Origin of the sequence: Pseudomonas sp. KT_2_4, from assembly GCF_041410225.1 — a bacterium.
Lineage (GTDB): Bacteria > Pseudomonadota > Gammaproteobacteria > Pseudomonadales > Pseudomonadaceae > Aquipseudomonas > Aquipseudomonas paracarnis.
The window spans coordinates 3454504-3474636 of sequence record NZ_CP166962.1 but is presented as its reverse complement, the minus strand read 5'-3'; the positions used below and the strand labels follow the sequence as shown (position 1 = coordinate 3474636).

Genomic DNA, 20133 nt, shown 5'->3' with positions numbered 1-20133 from the left:
ACGCGACCTGATGAGCCACTCCATTCATACCCCGCACAAGCACGACCACAAGCATGATCACGATCACGATCACGATCATGACCACGGCCATGATCACAAACATGACCATGGGCCCGCCAAACTCACGCCTGTGGATAACCACGGCCATTCCGGCTCCTGCTGCTCCGGCGCTGCCGGGCCTGCCATCGTGACCCTGAGCGAGGCACCCACCGCCGGCTCGCGCCTGAGCACCTTCCGTATCGAGGCCATGGACTGCCCTACCGAGCAGACGCTGATCCAGAACAAGCTGGGCAAGCTCGCTGGCGTGCAGCAACTGGAATTCAACCTGATCAACCGCATCCTCGGCGTCACCCATGACCTGCCGAACACCGCGCCGATCATTGAGGCAATCAAGTCCATCGGCATGCAGGCCGACCCTATCGAAGAAGGCAGCCCCGCTGCCGCGCCGCCCGCCAAGAAACATTGGTGGCCGCTGGCGGTGTCGGGCGTGGGTGCCCTGGGGGCCGAGGTGCTGCACTTCACCGGTGTGGCGCCCACCTGGGTAATCGCGCTGGTGGCGTTGGTGTCGATTCTCAGCGGCGGCCTTACCACCTACAAGAAGGGCTGGATTGCCCTGAAGAACTTCAACCTCAATATCAATGCCTTGATGAGCATCGCGGTGACGGGCGCGATCCTGATTGGCCAGTGGCCCGAAGCGGCGATGGTGATGTTCCTGTTCACCGTGGCCGAGTTGATCGAGGCCAAGTCCCTGGACCGTGCGCGCAACGCCATCAGCGGCCTGATGCAGATGACTCCGGAACAGGCCACGGTGCGCCAGGCTGACGGTTCCTGGCTGGAACAGGAGGTCAAAAGCATTGATCTTGGGGCGATTGTGCGGGTAAAGCCTGGCGAGCGCATCGGGCTCGACGGGGAAGTCACGGCCGGCCAGTCCACCATCGACCAGGCACCGATCACCGGGGAAAGCCTGCCGATAGAAAAAACCGTGGGCGATAAAGTGTTTGCCGGCACCATCAACCAGGCCGGCGCCCTGGAGTACAAGGTCACCGCCGCGGCCAACAACTCCACGCTGGCGCGGATCATTCACGCCGTGGAACAGGCGCAAGGGGCACGGGCGCCAACCCAGCGCTTTGTTGACAGTTTCTCCAAGGTCTACACCCCGGCTGTCTTCCTGTTTGCCCTCGGTGTGGCGGTGATTCCGCCGCTGTTCATGGCGGGCGTGTGGTTTGACTGGATCTACCGCGCCCTCGTGCTGCTGGTGGTGGCCTGCCCTTGTGCCTTGGTGATCTCCACCCCGGTGACCATTGTCAGCGGCCTGGCGGCAGCGGCGCGCAAAGGCATCCTGATCAAGGGCGGCGTGTACCTGGAGGGCGGCTACAAGCTCGACTACCTGGCCCTCGACAAGACCGGCACCATCACCCACGGCAAACCGGTGCAAACCGACTACCTGCCGCTGTTCCCGAACATCGAAGACAGCGCGCCGGCCCTGGCGGCCAGCTTGGCATCGCGCTCCGATCACCCGGTGTCCCTGGCGATTGCCAACGCAGCTGTGGATAAAAACCTGTCGACTCACGCTGTGGATAACTTCGAGGCCCTGGCCGGGCGCGGTGTGCGGGGTGATATCAACGGCCAGACCTATCACCTGGGTAACCACCGCCTGGTGGAAGACCTGGGCTTGTGCTCAGAGGCGTTGGAAGAAAAACTCTTCGCCCTGGAAAAACAAGGCAAGTCCGTGGTGTTGCTGTTGGACAAGTCTGGCCCGCTGGCGCTGTTTGCCGTGGCCGACACGGTCAAGGAGAGCAGCCGCGAAGCTATTCAGCAGTTGCACGACCTGGGCATCAAGACCCTGATGCTCACCGGCGACAACACCCACACTGCCAAGGCCATTGCGGCCCAGGTGGGTATCGACCAGGCCCAGGGCGACCTGTTGCCCACCGACAAACTGCAAGCCATCGAAACCCTCTACAGCCAGGGCCGTCGGGTGGGCATGGTCGGTGACGGTATCAACGACGCCCCGGCCCTGGCCCGTGCCGAGATCGGCTTCGCCATGGCCGCGGCGGGCACCGACACCGCTATCGAGACCGCCGACGTGGCGCTGATGGACGATGATTTGCGCAAGATTCCGGCTTTCATTCGGTTGTCGCGGCAAACGTCGAGTATCCTCAAGCAGAACATCGCCCTGGCGCTGGTGATCAAGGCGATCTTCCTGGCCGTCACGTTCATGGGCATGGCGACCATGTGGATGGCGGTCTTCGCCGACATGGGCGTGAGCCTGCTGGTGGTGTTCAATGGCCTGCGCCTGGTGCGCAAATAGCGGATGAGAGGGTGGTGTGCTGAGTGCTGAGTTAAAGGCGTTTTTCATGGTCGCCCGCCTGGGCAGCATTACCCAGGCGGCGAAGAAACTCGGCTTGAGCCAGCCCACGGTGACCACCCAGATTCGCAACCTCGAAGGCCACTACGGCGTCGAGTTGTTCTACCGTGGCGGCCGCCGCCTCACCGTCAGCGACGAAGGCGCGCGGCTGTTGCCGATGGTCAAGGCGCTGTTGCAGCAGGAAGCGGATATCGAGTTTTTCCTGCGCAACAACGGCCAGGTCCAGGGTGCGCTGAGAATTGCAGCAACGGCGCCGTATTACATCCTCGATCTGGTCAAAGCTTTTCGTGAGCGACTGCCCCAGGTGGAAGTCTCGGTGGAAATCGGCAATTCCCAACAGGTGCTTGAGGCGTTGGACGATTACCGCGTCGATGTCGCGGCCTCATCGCAATTGCTGGAAGATGCCCGTCTGATCCGCCGCGTGCTGGGCACGGACCCGCTGGTGCTGGCGGTGCACCGCAATCACCCGTTGGCCAAGCTCGATCACGTACCGTTGAGCGCGCTTATCGGGCACACCTTGCTGATGCGTGAAGCGGGCTCCACCACCCGCCGGCTGACGGAAGAGATGTTGAAGAACGCCGGCGTGGGGTACGGGCCGTTGCTGGAGATTGGCAGCCGTGAGTCGATTCGCGAGGCGGTGCTGCGCAACATCGGCATTAGCATCATCGCCCGCCAGGAAGTGCCCCATGACCCGCAGTTGCGCGTGCTGACCATCGAGGATGCACCGCAGATTCCGGAGTATCTGTATTGCCTCAAGGAGCGCAAAGGTGCGCGCCTGCCGGCGGCTTTCCTTGGCCTGGCCCAGGAAATGTCACCCCTCTGATCGTTCCCACGCTCCGCGTGGGAACGCCGCCCAGGACACTCCGCGTCCGTGACGCGGAGCGTCACTAGAGACATTCCCACGCAGAGCGTGGGAACGATCATGAGTCCTACACAAATCCACCAATACCACTATCACCTCCTTTTGCCTTCCTGCCACACCCGCTACGCATTCCCTCTCTAGCATGGCCTTCATCCGTTCGATGAGGTGCCACCATGCACACAGCCCTGACCCAACCCGGCGCACCGATGAAAGTGCGCGCAATCCAGAAACGCTTTGGCGCCTTCACCGCGCTGGACAACGTCTCCCTGGACGTCGCCGCCGGCGAGCTGGTGTGCCTGCTGGGCCCGTCCGGCTGTGGCAAGACCACGCTGCTGCGCTGCATCGCCGGCCTGGAGCGCCAGGACAGCGGTGAGCTTTACCTGGGCGAGCGGGACGTGTCCCTGCTGCCACCCCAGGCGCGGGACTACGGCATCCTGTTCCAGTCCTATGCGTTGTTTCCCAACCTCAGCGTTGAAGCGAACATCGGCTACGGCCTTACGGGCAGCGGCCGCGATGAAGTGCGCAAGCGGGTCGCGCAGATGCTTGAGCTGGTGGGCCTGGTGGGCAGCGAAAAGAAGTACCCCGGCCAACTCTCCGGCGGCCAGCAACAGCGCGTCGCCCTGGCCCGCGCACTGGCGCCGGCGCCGTCGTTATTGCTGTTGGATGAGCCGATGTCGGCCCTCGATGCCCGCGTGCGCGAGCACCTGTGCACCGAACTGCGCCAACTGCAGCGGCGCCTGGGCATCACCACCTTGATGGTGACCCACAACCAGGACGAAGCCATGTTGATGGCCGACCGCATTGCCGTGATGAACAACGGTAAGGTCGAGCAGTACGCCACGCCCCAGGAAATCTACGACCGCCCGGCCACGCCGTTCGTGGCGGAGTTTGTCGGCCAGGGCAACTGGTTGCCGTTCAGCCGTAACAGCGCCAGCCATGCCCAGGTGGGTGGGTTGAACATGCGCCTGGCTGAGGACGCGGGTGTCGCCCAATCGGGCCGCTTGTTCTGCCGCCCGGAAGCGATCTGCGTCAACCCGCCGGTGCATGAAGAAAACCTGTTCCCGGCCAAGGTTCGCGAGATCACCTTCCTCGGCAACCGCTGCCGCATGAGCTTTGAGCTGGAGCAGTTGCCAGGCCATCCGTTGCTGGCTGAACTGGCGCCGGAAGCCATGCCGCGCCTGGGTGCACAGGATATCTGGGTGGCGTTGCCGCCGCGCAGCCTGCAGGTGTTTGCCTGAGATGGGGGCGGTGATGACATTGCCGGTACCGCGCCAGGTGTCCCGCGCCGAGTGGGGCGACCGCCTCTTTGTGGTCGGCGGCAAATGGCTCTGGCTGGGCCTGTTGGTGGTGGCGGTGCTGTTGCCGCTGTTGGCGATCTTCTGGCGCGGCTTCAGCAGCGAAGCCGGGCAGGGCGGTGGGCTGGTGGCAGCACGCGAACTACTGAGTAGCGCCAACTTCCACTGGTTGCTGGGTAATAGCCTGAAAGTTTCCCTCAGCGTGGCGGCCATCGTCGTGCCGCTGGCCTACTTGTTTGCCTATGCCCTGCAACGCACGCTGATCCCCGGCAAGTCCATCTGGCGCGGCCTGTCCTTGCTGCCGTTGATGGCGCCGTCGATGTTGCCGGGCATTGCCCTGGTCTATTTGTTCGGCAACCAGGGCCTCCTGCGCGGCTTGTTCTCGGAGAATATCTATGGGTTCTGGGGCATTGTGCTCGGTGAGGTGATCTACACCTTTCCCCATGCCTTGATGATTTTGCTGTCGGCGTTGTCCCTGGCGGATGCGCGTTTGTTCGACGCCGCTTCGAGCATGGGCGCCAGCCCGGCCCGGGCGTTTCGCAGCATTACCTGGCCGGCCACGCGCCAGGCGGTGTTCGCCGCGTTTTGCCTGGTGTTCACCCTGACCATCACCGACTTCGGGGTACCGGTGGTGGTGGGCGGCGATTACCAGGTGCTGGCGCTGGAGGCCTACAAGGCCGTGGTGGGCCAGCAACAGTTCGGTCGCGGCGCGTTGATCGGCATGGTGTTGCTGCTGCCGGCGCTGTTCAGCTTTGGCGTGGATGCGTGGTTGCGCCGTCGGCATGGCGACGCGATGAGCGGCCGCGCCCAGGTGTTCCAGCCAGCGCCATCGCGGCTGCGCGACGGCTGCTACCTGGCCATCGTGCTGCTGATCTGCGCGGCGTTGCTGCTGGTGTTCGGCATGGCGGTGTACTCCTCGCTGGTGAAATTCTGGCCGTACAACCTGTCGCTGTCGCTCAACCACTACCAGTTCGAAGACACCGCCGGCGGCGGCTGGTTGGCCTATCGCAACAGCCTGACCATGGCGCTGTGCACCGCGTTGATCGGCAGCGTGCTGATTTTCACCGGCGCCTACCTGATGGAAAAGACCAAGGGCCAGAAGAACCTCAACCTGGCGCTGCGCATGCTCAGCTTCGTGCCGATGGCCGTGCCGGGCCTGGTCCTGGGGCTGGGCTACGTGTTCTTCTTCAACCTCAACGGCAACCCGCTGCATGTGTTGTACGGCAGCATGGCGTTGCTGGTGGTGTGCACCATTGCGCACTACCTGACCACCGCGCAGATGACTGCAACCACCGCCTTGCGCCAGTTGGACGCCGAGTTCGAAGCCGCCGCGTTGTCCCTCAAGGCACCGTTGTACCGCCATTATCTGCGCGTCACGGTGCCGATCTGTCTGCCGGCGCTGCTGGACATCCTGCGCTACCTGTTTGTCTCGGCGATGACCACCGTGTCCGCCGCGATTTTCCTCTACAGCCCCGACACCATCCTCGCCGCGGTCGCGGTGCTGAACATGGACGACGCCGGCAATGTGGGCGGCGCGGCGGCCATGTCGACCCTGATCCTGTTCACCTCGGCCAGCGTCTCGCTGCTGCTGGCGTGGGCTTCACGTGGCGCGCTGCGCCGCTCCCAAGCCTGGCGCCAGCGCGCACCTGGCCAATAAACATCCCTGAAGGAGGTGCTCCATGTTCAAGCCCCTGGCGCTGGTCGCTGCAGTCCTCACGGCATTCAGCCTGAATGCTTTGGCCAAGACCGAGTTGACGGTGTACACGGCCCTTGAAGCCGAGCAATTGAAGACCTACAAAAAAGCTTTCGAACAGGCCAACCCCGACGTCGAGATCAAGTGGGTGCGCGACTCCACCGGCATCATCACCGCCAAACTGCTGGCCGAGAAAGACCGCCCCCAGGCTGACGTGGTGTGGGGCCTGGCCGCCTCCAGCCTGGCGATCCTCGATCAGCAAGGCATGCTCGACAACTACGCGCCCAAGGACTTGGACAAGATCGGCAAAAACTACCGCGACGCCGCCAACCCTCCGGCCTGGGTCGGCATGGACGTGTGGGCCGCCACCCTCTGCTTCAACACCGTCGAAGCCGAGAAGCAGGGCCTCACCAAACCGGTGAGCTGGCAGGACCTGACCAAGCCTGAATACAAGGGCAAGATCGTGATGCCTAACCCGGCGTCTTCAGGCACCGGCTTCCTGGATGTCAGCGCCTGGCTCCAGACCTTCGGCGAGAAGCAAGGCTGGCAGTACATGGACGACTTGCACCAGAACATCGGCCAGTACGTTCACTCCGGCTCCAAGCCGTGCAAGTTGGCGGCGTCCGGTGAGTTTCCGATTGGTATTTCCTTCGAATACCCGGCGGTTCAGCTCAAGCGCCAGGGCGCGCCGCTGGACATCATCCTGCCCAAGGAAGGCCTGGGCTGGGACATCGAAGCCACCGCCGTGATCAAAGGCACGGCCCATGCCGAGGCGGCGAAAAAACTCGCTGACTTCTCCGCCAGCACCGCGGCGATGGATCTGTACAAGGACAACTTCGCCGTGCTCGCCCAACCGGGAATCGCCAAGCCACAGACCGAATTGCCGGCCGACTATGAGCAACGGTTGATCAAGAACGACTTTGTCTGGGCTTCCAAGAACCGTGACAGCATCTTGGCCGAATGGCGTAAGCGTTATGACGGCAAGTCGGAAAAACAGTAACCGATCGTTCCCACGCTCCGCGTGGTAACGCCGCTCTGGACGCTCCGCGTCCGCTTTTAAAGGTCGTGACGCGGAGCGTCACCGGATGAATTCCCACGCGGAGCGCGGGAACCAGAGGACAGTATGAGTAGTGATCTGTTAGTCGTCGGCGCCGGCATCCTCGGTCTCTCCCACGCCTATGCCGCCGCCAGGCGCGGCCTCAAGGTCAAGGTGTTCGAGCGAAGCGCCACGCCATTGGGCGCCTCAGTGCGCAACTTCGGCCAGGCGCTGGTCACCGGTCAACCACCAGGGCCAATGCTCGACCTGGCGCGGGAAAGCCGCGAAATATGGGGCCAGTGGGCGCAAGCGGCGGGCCTGGCGCTCAAACGCAATGGCTCGTACCTGTTCGCCCGCACCGAAGCCGAAGAGCATCTGCTCGAAGCCTTCTGCGCCGGGCGCGCGCGGGAGCACGGCTACAACGTCGAGCTGCTGCAGGGCGCTGTCATGAACGACCTGTACGCCGGCCAGTTCCGCCATCACCGCGCCGCACTGCATGGCAAGGACGACCAGCAACTGTATTCCCGCGAGGCCATCCCGGCGCTGATCCATTACCTGAGCCAGGCGCTTAACGTGGAGTTTCACTTCTCTACCCTGGTGCGCGAGGTTGAACCGGGCCAGTTGCACAGCACGGCAGGCCGCTTTCGCGGCGAGCAGATCATTGTTTGCTCCGGCCACGACTATCAAACCCTGCTGGCCGACGCCATCGCCGCGCTCAACCCGCAAACCTGTCGCCTGCAAATGCTGCGCGCCCGGCCAGTGCTCAACCTGAACCTGCAACATGCCTTGCTCACCGGCTTGAGCTGCGTGCACTACGGCGCCTTTGCCGACCTGCCGGAAGCGGCCGCCGTGCAGGCGCAGATCTTGCGCGAAACGCCGTACCTGCACGAGCACGGCATTCACCTGTTGATCAGCCCTACGCCCCATGGCGAGTTGATCATCGGTGACTCCCACCATTACGACAGCGATCCGTCGCCCTTCAACGCCGAGCAGGTGGATGACTGGCTGATCGAACTGGCGCAACAGACCCTGGGTTGCAAGGTCCAAGTGGTGGAGCGCTGGCAGGGCGTCTACGGTTCCCGCGGGCCTGGGCCGTTTTCGTTTGTGCAGGCGGCACCTGGCGTCAGCGCTGCCTTGATGCACACCGGCGTAGGGATGAGCGTGGGGCCGGCGATGGCCGAGCGTAATATCAGCACACTGTGGGGCGCGACGCGATGAGCCCGGAACAGGCGATTGCCCAGGTGTTTGGCTTGTACGAGCAACATGGCACGGCTGACTACATCGGCGAGCCGGTGTCGCAAATCGAGCACATGTCCCAGGCCGCGCAATTGGCCATGGCCGAAGGTTTTGACGACGAGGTGGTGCTGGCGGCGTTTTTCCACGACATCGGCCATCTCTGCGGCCAGGGCGGCGCGAACATGGGCGGTTATGGCGTGGTCAGCCACGAGCGGCTGGGCGCCGATTACCTGCGCCGGGCAGGCTTCAGCGAACGCCTGGCCAGGCTGGTGGAATACCACGTCCAGGCCAAGCGTTACCTGACCTTCAGCCAACCGGACTATTTCGCCCGCTTGAGCGAAGCCAGCCGTCGCACTCTGGCTTACCAAGGCGGCGTCATGAGCGCAGAAGAGGCTCGGACCTTTGAGCAAGACCCGTTGTATGCCGTGAGCTTGCGTATGCGCCACTGGGACGAGCAGGCCAAGCAAATGCAGGTGCCGGTGCTGGACCTTGAGGTGCTTAAGGCCAAGGCCCGGCAGGTGCTGATGACTGCTTAGGTCTCGTCGAGGCGCATGGCAAGGGCTTCGACCTGTTCTTGACGCTCGGCCTGGCTTAGTTTGGCGTGGGGATTGAGGGACGACCATTGCGGATAGGCGCGGGCCTTGTTCAAGGCGTCGGGCAGTTTGCCCTCGCGCCAGGTTTTGTCCTGGGGTGTGTCGACCTTGATGCTGTGCATTGCCGCATGGCCGCGCAGGTTCAGGGCCTTGAGCAACTGGCGCTGGCGCAGGGCGAGCAGGCGCAGCACGCTGTCATCGACGGTGAGTTCGCGTTGGCCCTTGATCTTGCCCATCAGGCGGCTGCCGTAGCTGCGCGCGGTTTGCAGCGCACCGCCGGCAATCGCGCCCGCCAGGGCAGCAGCGCCCAGCGTCAGGCCGCCGACCAGGAGGTCCACGCCCGCACCGGCGGCTGCGCCGGCGGCGATCCCGCCACCCACCCGCACGCCCAGTTGCTTGAGGGTTTCGGGGTTGAACAGGTCGTCGCCCCAGCGCCCATCCAGTAGCGGCAGGTCGCTGGCCGCCGCGTCCTGTGGGCGAAAGCCGTACAGCTTGAGCAGGGCATCAACACACTTTTGTTCCCGTTGGCGCACCGCTTTGCGCAGATCGCCGATGGCTTGCTGTTCATCTTCGGTGAGGACACTGCGACGGCAGGCCGCGCAGTCGATCAACAGTTCGGCGATCAAGCGGGCGGCGCTTTGCTGGCGAGCCTGGCGCTGGGCTTCTTGATCGAGGATCAGGCGTTCCAACTGCGGCCGTGAGTTTTCCAGCAGCAGGGCCAGGCTTTCATACAGCCGGCGTTCGCCGTCTTCGGGCGGTGCCACGCTGTCGAAACGCACCAGCGCATGCAGGCCGAGGCGGGCCAGGGCTTCGCGCCAGTCCGGTTCGCGGTGGTCGCTGCTGCTGACAAAGTTGAGCACCGGCAACAACGGTTTGCCACAACTGGCCAGCACTTGCAGCTCGTCACGGTACTTGGCCAGCACCGGCTCGCGAGCGTCGATCACGTACAAGCCGGCATCGGAGGCCAGCAACTGGCGCAACACCTTGGCTTCCTGTTCGAAACGCTGGCGCGCCTCGCTGCCTTCCAGGAAACGCGCCAGCCGCGCAGGGCCATCCAGGCGTTCGCCGGGGCGGTCGAGGCGCTCCAGGTAATCGAGCAGGGCGATGGCGTCTTCCAGGCCGGGGGTGTCGTACAGCTCCAGCAAGGCTTCGCCATCTACCGATAGGCGCGCACCTTCCACATGTCGCGTGGTACTGGGGCGGTGGGACACTTCGCCAAAGCCGACATCGCGGGTGAGGGTGCGCAACAGTGAGGTTTTGCCCACGTTGGTATGGCCGACCACGGCGAGTTTCAGCGGTTTAGTCATGACCGGTCTCCAGCCAGCTCAGCGGCGCACAATCGGCAAAAGACACTTCAAGCTGTCGCAACGCGGCATGCCAGTCGCCCAGGCGCTCGGCGTCCAGCGCCTGGCCCGGTGGTGCCTGCAGCAGCCATACGCGGGTGTCGGTGGCGCTGCGTGCCAGCTCGGCGATCAGCGCCAGGCTGCCACGGTCGGGCGAGCGGCGCGGGTCACAGGCGATGGCCAGGCGCGCGGGTGGGAAACGGCTGAGTTGCTCCAGCAGTTTGTGGCGTGATTCGCGGCTGTCGAGGATGCCGGCGTTCTTGACGTTGGTAGGCAGTTTGGGGGGCCAAGGGTGTTGGTCGTCGAGTTCGATGGCGACCAGCAAGGCGCCATCACTCTGCAGCTCACTTGCGCCGCCGCTGATCAGGTGCAGGTGTTCGGGCGCCACATCGTTGACCCCCAGGCGCTCGCTGCTGGGCATCAGGCGTTCGCGCAGTTGGGCGTAGCCGGGCAGGTTGAGGTCCAGGCGCAACGCTGCGCGCCCGCGTTTCCATCGCCACAGGCACAGCAAGGCAAGGATCAACCGCGGCAGCAGGCCGTAGACCAGCAACACGCCCACCAGCCAGGCCGCCCAGGCCTGGCGGGCGCTTTCGATATTCAGCGCGGAGTCGCCGCTGGCGCGGATCATCTCCACGGTGGGCACATTGAAACCGAGCAGCGCCGGGAGTGTGCCAAGGGCCTGGGTCACGGCGACAAAGGTATCGGCGCCGAGAATGGTGGTTTCCCACACAAACCCGTAGCGGCGGGTGGCAAGCAGGGTCAGCAGGATCACCAGGGCGCTGAGCAAGGCCAGCAACCACAAGCTGTTGACCAGCACACCCACCGCCCAGCGATTGAGTTTTTGCCGTTGCAGCAACAGCAACAATGCTGGGGCCAGTTGCGCGGCCTTGGCGTCACGCGCCAGTTTCTCGCTGAGCCACAACCACAGCCGGCCAAGGCTGGCGCTGTGTTCACCGGCAAACAGCAGGCCCAGGGCCCAACTGATCAGCAAGATCAGGTTCAGGCCGAGCAGGCTGCCCAAGGCCCAAAACACATTCACCGGGGCCAGGCCATTGCCCAGCGCGGCGAACGCCAAACCGGCGCCACTGATGACGGCGACCACCGCCAGTAACACCAGGGCCAGGCGTGCGCCTTGCAGCCAGCGGCTGAGCGCGGCGGCCAGACCATCGCGCTCGGCCAGGTGCAGCGCACGCTGCTGGATGCGCGAGGGTAGGTCGCCCCCGGCGGTGCGGGCCAGGCGGTTGGCTTCCAGGTCTTCCAGGGGGCCGGCGTGTTCTTCGCGCAGGCGCACGGTTTCTGTCAGCCAAAGTCTGTGCAGCGGGTTCAGTGCAGTCACGCGCCGTCCTGTCGAGTTGATGAGGTTGGAGCATAACCGCTGGCTCGCCGCTCTGGTATTCTCGTCGCCATGAAAAAAACACTCCCTTTAAGCCTGATCGCAGCCCTCGGTGAAAACCGTGTGATCGGCGTCGACAACAGCATGCCCTGGCATTTGCCGGGGGATTTCAAATATTTCAAGGCCACCACGCTCGGCAAGCCGATCATCATGGGGCGCAAGACCTGGGACTCCCTGGGCCGACCGCTGCCGGGGCGCTTGAACCTGGTGGTCAGCCGTCAGACCGATCTTGTGTTGGAAGGTGCGCAAGTGTTTCCGTCACTGGACGCGGCGGTAGAGCGGGCTGAGGAATGGGCCAAGGCGCAAGGCGTGGACGAGCTGATGCTGATCGGCGGCGCGCAGTTGTATGCACAGGGGCTGGAACAGGCCGATCGCTTGTACCTGACCCGCGTGGCGCTGAGCCCGGAAGGGGATGCGTGGTTTCCAGAGTTTGATATGAACCAGTGGAAGCTGGTGTCGAATGTCGAGAATCCGGCCGAAGGTGATAAGCCGGCCTACAACTTCGAAGTGTGGGAAAAAGCCTAAAAATATCGCAGGCAAGCCAGCGCCCACAGTTTGATGTGTGAATACATTCAAATGTGGGAGCTGGCTTGCCTGCGATAGCGGTCTATCAGACCTGCGCTAACTCGGCATGCTCATCGGCATCCAGCAGCGCTTTATCCGTCTGCCCCATGATCTGGCTGGTAATCGCCCCCGCCGTCATCGAACCATTGACGTTCAACGCCGTGCGGCCCATGTCGATCAGCGGTTCCACGGAAATCAACAGCGCCACCAGTGACACCGGCAAGCCCATGGCGGGCAGCACGATCAGCGCGGCAAAGGTCGCACCGCCGCCTACGCCGGCAACGCCCGCCGAACTCAAGGTCACAATCGCCACCAGGGTTGCGATCCACAGCGGGTCCAGCGGGTTGATGCCCACGGTCGGCGCGACCATCACCGCCAACATGGCAGGGTAAAGACCGGCGCAGCCGTTCTGGCCGATGGTCGCGCCAAACGAGGCGGCGAAACCGGCGATGGATTGCGGAATGCCCAGGCGACGGGTCTGCGCTTCAATGCTCAGCGGGATGCTTGCAGCGCTGGAGCGGCTGGTAAAGGCAAAGGTCAGTACCGGCCACACCTTGCGGAAGAAGCGTAGCGGGTTGATCCCGGCCAGGGACAGCAGCAGGCCATGCACCACGAACATCAGGCCCAGGGCCAGGTACGACACCACCACGAAACTGCCCAGCTTGATGATGTCTTGCAGGTTGGAACCAGCGACCACTTTGGTCATCAGCGCCAGCACGCCGTAGGGGGTCAGCTTCATCACCAGGCGCACCAGGCGCATCACCCAGGCTTGCAGGGTGTCGATGGCGTTAAGGACTTTCTGGCCTTTTTCCACGTCGTCCTTGAGCAGTTGCAGCGCGGCAACTCCAAGGAACGCGGCGAAAATCACCACGCTGATGATCGACGTCGGCTTGGCCCGGGCCAGGTCGGCGAACGGGTTGGCCGGCACGAACGACAGCAGCAACTGCGGGATATTCAGGTCGGCAACCTTGCCAGCGTAATCACTCTGGATCACTTGCAGGCGCGCCATTTCCTGGGTGCCGGCCACCAGGCCTTCGGCGGTGAGGCCGAACAGGTTGGTCAGGCCGATGCCGATCAGCGCCGCGATGGCCGTGGTGAACAGCAGCGTGCCGATGGTCAGGAAGCTGATCTTGCCCAGGGACGAGGCGTTGTGCAGGCGCGCCACGGCACTGAGGATCGAGGCGAACACCAGCGGGATCACGATCATTTGCAGCAGCTGCACATAGCCGTTGCCGACCAGGTCAAACCAGCCGATGGAGGCTTTGAGCACCGGGTTGCCGTCGCCATAGATCGTGTGCAACGCCGCGCCGAACAGCACGCCCAGCACCAGGGCGAACAGCACCTTCTTGGCCAGGCTCCAGTTAGTACGGCGAGTTTGTGCCAGGCCCAGCAACAGGGCCACGAACACCAATAAATTGAGAATCAGGGGCAGATTCATTGAAGCTCCGTTGAGAAGGCAGCCAATCGCGTGAGCCTGCGATTGCGAACCGGGAAGCCTAACAGCTTGAAATATATTGATTTAATACCAATATGGAATGGCGACTGTCGTTTTTGGAATAAGCGTTTGACGCCCAGGCGTATGCCCTTGGCGCAATCGCGACGTCAGCGGTCGCGCTCGGGCGATAACTGTCATACGGATTTGTTAGCGTCGATGTCTTTCACTTGAGGGAGACAACGCCTATGAAGCTCGCGCCGAAACTATTGGTATCCGCCGCCTTTTGCCTCGGGCTCGCCAGCCAGGCGTTTGCCGCCACCGAGTTGAAACACTGGCCGGCACCTGCCGCCAAACAACTCAACGAAATGATCGCCGCCAATGCCAACAAGGGTAACTACGCGGTGTTCGACATGGACAACACCAGCTACCGCTATGACCTTGAAGAGTCGCTGCTGCCGTTCATGGAAAACAAGGGCCTGATCACCCGCGAAACCATGGACCCTTCGCTCAAGCTTATCCCCTTCAAAGACACCGCCGACCATAAGGAAAGTCTGTTCAGCTACTACTATCGCCTGTGCGAAGTCGACGACATGGTCTGCTACCCCTGGGTTGCGCAGATTTTTTCCGGCTTCACCCTCAAGGAACTCAAAGTGCAGGTCGACGAGCTGATGGCCTCCGGCAAGCCCGTGCCGGTCAGCTATTTCGAAGGCGACGTGGTGAAAAAATCCGAGGTACAGCCGCCAAAAGTCTTCACCGGCCAGGCCGAGCTGTACAACAAGTTGATGGAAAACGGCATCGAGGTCTATGTGATGACCGCCGCGTCCGAGGAGCTGGTGCGCATGGTCGCGGCTGATCCGAAGTACGGCTACAACGTCAAACCCGAGAACGTCATCGGCGTGACCACGATGCTCAAGGACCGCAAGACCGGCGAGCTGACCACCGCACGCAAACAGATCACTGCCGGCAAGTATGACGAGAATAGCAACCTCGGCCTGGAACTGACCCCCTACCTGTGGACCCCGGCGACCTGGATGGCCGGCAAGCACGCGGCGATCCTCACCTACATCGACGAATGGAAAAAACCAGTGATTGTCGGCGGTGACACACCGACCAGCGATGGCTACATGCTGTTCCACGATGTGGACCTGGCCAAGGGCGGCATCCACCTGTGGATCAACCGCAAAGACAAGTACATGACCCAACTCAACGGCATGATCGCCAAGCACGCGGCGGCGCAAGCCAAGGAAGGGCTGCCGGTGACGGCGGACAAGAACTGGGTGATCGTGAAACCGGAGGAGATTCAGTAAAGAGCCTTAAGTCGAAGTGCAGTCACTGTGGGAGCTGGCTTGCCTGCGATGCAGACACCTCGGTACTTCATGTACTCCGAGGTGATGCAATCGCAGGCAAGCCAGCTCCCACATTTGATCTCCAATGTCTTGGGGAATTTCTGCAGACAAAAAAAGCCCCGCACCTGGCGGGGCTTTTTTATGCGCGGGGCTTACAGGCCGTCGAGCATGGCTTTGTTGCGCACCGCACCCTTGTCGGCACTGGTGGCCAACAACGCGTAGGCCTTCAATGCGGTGGTGACTTTACGCGGGCGCTTCTCCACTGGCTTCCAGCCTTTCTTGTCCTGCTCAACCCGGCGTGCCGCCAGTTCTTCATCGCTGATCAACAGGTTGATCGAGCGGTTCGGAATGTCGATCAGCACCTTGTCGCCATCCTGCACCAGGCCAATCGCGCCACCGGCAGCAGCTTCCGGCGAAGCGTGGCCGATGGACAGGCCCGACGTGCCGCCGGAGAAACGGCCGTCGGTCAGCAGGGCGCAGGCTTTGCCCAGGCCTTTGGATTTCAGGTAGGACGTGGGGTAAAGCATCTCCTGCATACCCGGGCCGCCTTTAGGGCCTTCGTAGCGGATGATCACGATATCGCCTTCCTTGACTTCGTCCGCGAGGATGCCGCGTACCGAGCTGTCCTGGCTTTCGTAGATCTTGGCGCGGCCTTCGAAGACGTGGATGGACTCATCCACGCCTGCCGTTTTGACCACACAGCCGTCGAGGGCGATGTTGCCGTACAGCACGGCCAGGCCGCCTTCTTGCGAGTAGGCGTGCTCGACACTGCGGATGCAGCCGTTTTCACGGTCGTCATCCAGGGTGTCCCAACGGGTCGACTGACTGAACGCCGTCTGCGTCGGGATACCGGCCGGGCCGGCCTTGAAGAAGGTGTGCACGGCTTCGTCGTCGGTCTGGGTGATGTCCCACTTGGCGATGCCTTCGGCGATGGACTTGCTGTGCACGGTTGGCAGGTCGGTGTGCAGCAGGCCGCCACGGGCCAGGGAGCCGAGGATCGAGAAGATCCCGCCGGCGCGGTGCACGTCTTCCATGTGGTACTTCTGGATGTTCGGCGCGACCTTGCACAGCTGTGGCACGTGACGGGACAGGCGGTCGATGTCGCGCAGGTCAAAGTCGATCTCGGCTTCCTGGGCGGCAGCCAGCAAATGCAGAATGGTGTTGGTGGAACCGCCCATGGCGATGTCCAGGGTCATGGCGTTTTCGAACGCCTTGAAGTTGGCGATATTGCGCGGCAACACCGACTCATCGTTCTCGCCGTAGTAGCGCTTGCACAGCTCGACGATGGTACGGCCGGCCTGCAGGAACAACTGCTCGCGGTCGCTGTGAGTGGCCAATGTGGAACCGTTGCCCGGCAAGGCGAGGCCCAGGGCTTCCACCAGGCAGTTCATCGAGTTGGCGGTGAACATGCCGGAGCACGAACCGCAGGTCGGGCAGGCGCTGCGCTCGTATTCGGCGACCTTCTCGTCAGAAGCGCTGGAATCGGCGGCGATTACCATGGCGTCGACGAGGTCGAGGCCGTGGGAGGCGAGTTTGGTCTTGCCGGCTTCCATCGGCCCGCCGGAGACGAAGATCACCGGGATGTTCAGGCGCAAGGCAGCCATCAACATGCCGGGGGTGATCTTGTCGCAGTTGGAGATGCACACAATGGCGTCGGCGCAGTGGGCGTTGACCATGTACTCCACGGAGTCAGCGATGATCTCGCGGCTCGGCAGGGAATACAGCATGCCGTCATGGCCCATGGCGATGCCGTCGTCCACGGCGATGGTGTTGAATTCTTTAGCCACGCCACCGGCGCGTTCGATCTCGCGGGCGACCAGTTGGCCCAGGTCCTTGAGATGGACATGGCCCGGCACGAACTGGGTGAACGAGTTGGCAATCGCGATGATCGGCTTCTTGAAGTCGTCATCTTTCATCCCCGTGGCACGCCACAGTGCGCGCGCGCCGGCCATGTTGCGGCCGTGGGTGGATGTTTTCGAGCGGTAATCAGGCATTGGAGCACTCCGGGCGGCTAATCAAGTACTAAAGGGGAGTGAGCTTCTAATTGACGACTGGAACACTCAGAAAATGGCCGTGTGTCCGGAAGTTGCCACTCGCGTCGCGGGATCGCCGCGTGCTTGGGCCTCGAGCTCATAAACCCGCCGGGGGATGACTGGCGATGAATAGGGCCGATTCTACACCGCTGGCGGCTGGAGGGAATGGGCGCAACCTTGAAGTTAGCCGCTACAGGACGTGCGGGCGCCGCCGTGCCCATGAGTTCAACGCAAGGGCGGCAAGGCTCAGGATCAGAAAACACAAGCCAAGCGCAGTACTCAACTGGTGGGTAAAGGTGCTGATAAACGCACTGATACAGCCGCCAGCAATGAACAGCACTGCCGCAACGGCGGAAGCTGCGGCTCCCGCATTGTCTGGAAACAGGCTCATGGCCTTGGAGTTGGAAATGGGCCGGGTGATGGTGGTGCCCGCCGTGCAGAGCAGCATGGGCACCAACACTGTCGGGGTTGATAAGCCGAACAGGTAGGCCAACAGCAGCATGACCACGCCAGAGATAGCGATCAGAACCAGCCCGACTGCCATCTGGGTAGCCGCCGCCAGCCGTTTGTGCAGGACGCCGGCACAGAGGCCTCCCACTACGTAGGCGGCGCCGTAGAGAAGCAAGGTCAATGAGTACTCATGGGGTGACAGCTTTAACTGGTCCATGAAAATGAGCGGTGACACAACGATGAATGAGAAATGACAGGCGAAGGTGATCGAGGAGATCGTGGCGTAGCTGGCGAAATGTCTGTTGGCGAAAACCTTGGCGTAGGCCCTGAAAATACCCCGCTCGCTTGGCGCGGTTGGAGGGAAGCCGCCATGCAGTAATCGGTGAGCCATAATCCACGTTGCAGCACAGAGGGCGATAAACGCGTAGAAGCTGGCTTTCCATCCCCAGTGCAATTGCAGCCATGCGCCCAGCACTGGGGAAATCGAGATGAAAATGCCTCCGGCCGTGGCCATTGCTATGCGCAACCGCTCCTGTTCCCTGCCGAAAAAAAGGTCCTGCACCAGCGCTTGGGACAGTATGAAACCACCGCAGCCTATGGCCTGAATGACTCGAAAGAACAGGAATTGGGGCGTGTTTCTGGCGGCCAGACACCCGACTGCACCCAGGATGGCTACTACCATACTGGCCAGGAGTAGCTTCTTGCGACCGATTCTGTCGGACAGCGGGCCGATCAGCAGCATTGAGCAGGAAAATCCAATGGCGAACAGGCTGACGGATCGAGCGATATGGGTGGTCGAGGTATGGAAGTGTTCAGCCAGGGCGGGAAAGGAGGGCAGTACGACGTCAAGGGGGAAGACGCCCAGCAAAGTCATGGTCATCAGCCAGAAAACCAAGAGCGGTTTTTCAGCCTGTGTAATTGCCTTCGACATACGCGAGCCTCGGTTCCATGAGAGGGGCGAGGATCGAGTCTGCGCTACGGAAAGTCAAAGCCTGGGGCAGTACGACATTTCCTAAAAACCTGTAGGAACCCGCAAGTCCCTACAGGGGAAAAGCATCAGCTATTGGGTAGCAACCGGCAGGTAATGCTCTTGATGTAGCGCGTCTCGACAATCGCCGGGTGCACCGGGTGGTCCGGGCCTTGGCCGCCGCGTTCGAGCATCTGGATGTTGCGGTCCAGATGGCGGGCGCTGGTGAGCAGGATGTTTTGCAGGTCGTCTTCCGGCAGGTGCATGGAGCACGAGGCGCTGACGAGGATGCCGTCTTTGCTGAGCAGGCGCATGGCTTGCTCGTTGAGGCGGCGGTAGGCGCCTTCGCCGTTTTTCATGTCTTTTTTGCGCTTGATGAAGGCCGGTGGGTCGGCGACGATCACGTCGAAGCGCTCTTCGCTGGCTTTCAGTTCTTTCAACGCCTCAAAGACGTCGCCTTCGATGCAGGTCATCTTCTCGGCAAAGCCGTTCAGCGCGGCGTTGCGCTCTACGCCGTCGAGGGCGAAGGCCGAAGCGTCGACGCAGAACACTTCACTGGCGCCAAAGGCTGCAGCTTGCACGCCCCAGCCGCCGATGTAGCTGTACAGGTCCAGTACACGCTTGCCCTTGGCATACGGGGCCAGGCGGGCGCGGTTCATGCGGTGGTCGTAGAACCAGCCGGTTTTCTGGCCCTGGATCACCGGGGCTTCGAACTTGACGCCGTTCTCTTCCAGCGCCACCCACTCCGGCACCAGGCCGAACACGGTTTCGACGTAGCGGTTGAGGCCTTCGGCGTCGCGCGCGGCGGAGTCGTTCTTGAACAGGATGCCGCTGGGCTTGAGCACTTGGGTCAGCGCGGCGATCACATCTTCTTTATGCGCTTCCATGGTCGCCGAGGCGATCTGTACCACCAGGATGTCGCCGAAACGGTCGACCACCAGGCCCGGCAGCAGGTCGGAATCACCGTAGACCAGGCGGTAGAACGGCTTGTCGAACAGGCGGTCACGCAGGGACAGCGCGACGTTGAGGCGGTGCACCAGCAGCGACTTGTCCAGCGGCAACTTGATGTCGCGCGACAGCAGGCGGGCGCAGATCAGGTTGTTCGGGCTCATGGCCACGATGCCCAGGGTCTTGCCGCCGGCCGCTTCCAGGATAGCCTGGTCGCCTGCCTGGAAGCCGTGGAGTGGGGTGGCGGCCACGTCGATTTCGTTGCTGTAGACCCACAGGTGGCCGTTGCGCAAACGACGATCGGCGTTGGCTTTGAGACGCAGGCTTGGCAGGGACATGACGTCGCTCCGGAAAAAAGAGCGGGAGTATACCCTTTGCGCACTCTTTCATGTGGGAGCTGGCTTGCCTGCGATGCGGGCGGCGCGGTGTATCAGACGTACGGTGGTGATGCTATCGCAGGCAAGCCAGCTCCCACATTCGATCGGGTTTCACTTGGGTTTTTGGGTGTCGGCCACATCGGCATAAGGGGTAGAATTCGCGCCTAGCCCAGAGTGTGTACTTATGTCCCAAG

The 20133-nt window shown here is 62.5% G+C and carries 15 protein-coding genes; 9 read left to right on the top strand and 6 right to left on the bottom strand.

Features of this window, described 5'->3' with window-relative positions; genetic code table 11:
• Positions 1 to 10 precede the first annotated feature (10 nt).
• The 7 genes from AB9N64_RS16140 (at position 11) to AB9N64_RS16110 (ending at position 9026) form a co-directional block, all read left to right on the top strand.
• Complete coding sequence (locus AB9N64_RS16140; protein ID WP_371359522.1) at positions 11 to 2311, top strand: heavy metal translocating P-type ATPase; 2301 nt, start codon at positions 11 to 13, stop codon at positions 2309 to 2311.
• Positions 2312 to 2327: 16 nt separating this feature from the next.
• Positions 2328 to 3191 carry a LysR family transcriptional regulator gene (locus AB9N64_RS16135; RefSeq protein ID WP_058410822.1) on the top strand — a complete coding sequence of 288 codons (864 nt, stop codon included), beginning with the start codon at positions 2328 to 2330 and terminating at the stop codon, positions 3189 to 3191.
• Between the two features lie 212 nt (positions 3192 to 3403).
• Complete coding sequence (locus AB9N64_RS16130) at positions 3404 to 4468, top strand: putative 2-aminoethylphosphonate ABC transporter ATP-binding protein (RefSeq protein WP_003195180.1); 1065 nt, start codon at positions 3404 to 3406, stop codon at positions 4466 to 4468.
• A gap of 1 nt (position 4469) precedes the next feature.
• The gene (locus tag AB9N64_RS16125; RefSeq protein ID WP_014720359.1) at positions 4470 to 6182 is read left to right on the top strand and encodes a putative 2-aminoethylphosphonate ABC transporter permease subunit; all 1713 of its coding nucleotides are present in this window, start codon (positions 4470 to 4472) and stop codon (positions 6180 to 6182) included.
• A gap of 22 nt (positions 6183 to 6204) precedes the next feature.
• On the top strand, positions 6205 to 7218 hold the full coding sequence (locus AB9N64_RS16120; protein WP_073843836.1) for a putative 2-aminoethylphosphonate ABC transporter substrate-binding protein: 1014 nt from the start codon (positions 6205 to 6207) through the stop codon (positions 7216 to 7218).
• Between the two features lie 123 nt (positions 7219 to 7341).
• Entirely contained in the window at positions 7342 to 8472 is a 1131-nt protein-coding gene (locus tag AB9N64_RS16115; RefSeq protein ID WP_032902267.1) for a TIGR03364 family FAD-dependent oxidoreductase, read from the top strand.
• Entirely contained in the window at positions 8469 to 9026 is a 558-nt protein-coding gene (locus AB9N64_RS16110; protein ID WP_032902268.1) for a phosphonate degradation HD-domain oxygenase, read from the top strand. Before AB9N64_RS16115 ends, AB9N64_RS16110 begins: the two co-directional genes overlap by 4 nt.
• Here AB9N64_RS16110 and AB9N64_RS16105 read toward each other — a convergent pair.
• Both AB9N64_RS16105 and AB9N64_RS16100 read right to left on the bottom strand, forming a co-directional pair.
• The gene (locus tag AB9N64_RS16105) at positions 9023 to 10390 is read right to left on the bottom strand and encodes a DUF3482 domain-containing protein (RefSeq protein ID WP_019817769.1); all 1368 of its coding nucleotides are present in this window, start codon (positions 10388 to 10390) and stop codon (positions 9023 to 9025) included. The two genes, AB9N64_RS16110 and AB9N64_RS16105, sit on opposite strands and share 4 nt — an antisense overlap.
• On the bottom strand, positions 10383 to 11762 hold the full coding sequence (locus AB9N64_RS16100; protein ID WP_201914044.1) for a DUF2868 domain-containing protein: 1380 nt from the start codon (positions 11760 to 11762) through the stop codon (positions 10383 to 10385). Before AB9N64_RS16100 ends, AB9N64_RS16105 begins: the two co-directional genes overlap by 8 nt.
• Before the next feature lie 69 nt (positions 11763 to 11831).
• On the opposite strand from AB9N64_RS16100, the gene AB9N64_RS16095 reads away from it, so the two are divergent.
• Positions 11832 to 12344: a dihydrofolate reductase gene (locus AB9N64_RS16095; RefSeq protein WP_019817767.1), complete on the top strand. Its 513-nt coding sequence runs from the start codon at positions 11832 to 11834 to the stop codon at positions 12342 to 12344.
• A gap of 85 nt (positions 12345 to 12429) precedes the next feature.
• On the opposite strand, the gene AB9N64_RS16090 is transcribed toward AB9N64_RS16095, so the two are convergent.
• On the bottom strand, positions 12430 to 13821 hold the full coding sequence (locus AB9N64_RS16090) for an L-cystine transporter (RefSeq protein ID WP_014720352.1): 1392 nt from the start codon (positions 13819 to 13821) through the stop codon (positions 12430 to 12432).
• Positions 13822 to 14063: 242 nt separating this feature from the next.
• Between AB9N64_RS16090 and AB9N64_RS16085 the strand changes: the two genes are divergently transcribed.
• Positions 14064 to 15125, top strand: a complete 1062-nt coding sequence (locus AB9N64_RS16085) for a haloacid dehalogenase-like hydrolase (protein ID WP_371359521.1) — start codon at positions 14064 to 14066, stop codon at positions 15123 to 15125.
• 191 nt (positions 15126 to 15316) lie between these two features.
• Here the strand turns inward: AB9N64_RS16085 and ilvD are convergent, their stop codons facing one another.
• From ilvD to AB9N64_RS16070, 3 genes are all read right to left on the bottom strand, one after another.
• Entirely contained in the window at positions 15317 to 17158 is a 1842-nt protein-coding gene (ilvD, locus tag AB9N64_RS16080) for a dihydroxy-acid dehydratase (protein WP_003195159.1), read from the bottom strand.
• Between the two features lie 229 nt (positions 17159 to 17387).
• Positions 17388 to 18578: an MFS transporter gene (locus AB9N64_RS16075; protein WP_371359520.1), complete on the bottom strand. Its 1191-nt coding sequence runs from the start codon at positions 18576 to 18578 to the stop codon at positions 17388 to 17390.
• Between the two features lie 125 nt (positions 18579 to 18703).
• The gene (locus tag AB9N64_RS16070; protein ID WP_005792302.1) at positions 18704 to 19900 is read right to left on the bottom strand and encodes a class I SAM-dependent rRNA methyltransferase; all 1197 of its coding nucleotides are present in this window, start codon (positions 19898 to 19900) and stop codon (positions 18704 to 18706) included.
• Between the last annotated feature and the right edge of the window lie 233 nt (positions 19901 to 20133).

Excerpts from the sequence above, each read along its gene's own strand:
- AB9N64_RS16140 (WP_371359522.1), top strand. The coding sequence starts at position 11 with ATGAGCCACTCCATTCATACCCCGCACAAGCACGACCACAAGCATGAT.
- AB9N64_RS16130 (WP_003195180.1), top strand. The coding sequence starts at position 3,404 with ATGCACACAGCCCTGACCCAACCCGGCGCACCGATGAAAGTGCGCGCA.
- AB9N64_RS16125 (WP_014720359.1), top strand. The coding sequence starts at position 4,470 with ATGGGGGCGGTGATGACATTGCCGGTACCGCGCCAGGTGTCCCGCGCC.
- AB9N64_RS16120 (WP_073843836.1), top strand. The coding sequence starts at position 6,205 with ATGTTCAAGCCCCTGGCGCTGGTCGCTGCAGTCCTCACGGCATTCAGC.
- AB9N64_RS16115 (WP_032902267.1), top strand. The coding sequence starts at position 7,342 with ATGAGTAGTGATCTGTTAGTCGTCGGCGCCGGCATCCTCGGTCTCTCC.
- AB9N64_RS16110 (WP_032902268.1), top strand. The coding sequence starts at position 8,469 with ATGAGCCCGGAACAGGCGATTGCCCAGGTGTTTGGCTTGTACGAGCAA.
- AB9N64_RS16105 (WP_019817769.1), bottom strand. The coding sequence starts at position 10,390 with ATGACTAAACCGCTGAAACTCGCCGTGGTCGGCCATACCAACGTGGGC.
- AB9N64_RS16095 (WP_019817767.1), top strand. The coding sequence starts at position 11,832 with ATGAAAAAAACACTCCCTTTAAGCCTGATCGCAGCCCTCGGTGAAAAC.
- AB9N64_RS16090 (WP_014720352.1), bottom strand. The coding sequence starts at position 13,821 with ATGAATCTGCCCCTGATTCTCAATTTATTGGTGTTCGTGGCCCTGTTG.
- AB9N64_RS16085 (WP_371359521.1), top strand. The coding sequence starts at position 14,064 with ATGAAGCTCGCGCCGAAACTATTGGTATCCGCCGCCTTTTGCCTCGGG.
- ilvD (WP_003195159.1), bottom strand. The coding sequence starts at position 17,158 with ATGCCTGATTACCGCTCGAAAACATCCACCCACGGCCGCAACATGGCC.
- AB9N64_RS16075 (WP_371359520.1), bottom strand. The coding sequence starts at position 18,578 with ATGTCGAAGGCAATTACACAGGCTGAAAAACCGCTCTTGGTTTTCTGG.
- AB9N64_RS16070 (WP_005792302.1), bottom strand. The coding sequence starts at position 19,900 with ATGTCCCTGCCAAGCCTGCGTCTCAAAGCCAACGCCGATCGTCGTTTG.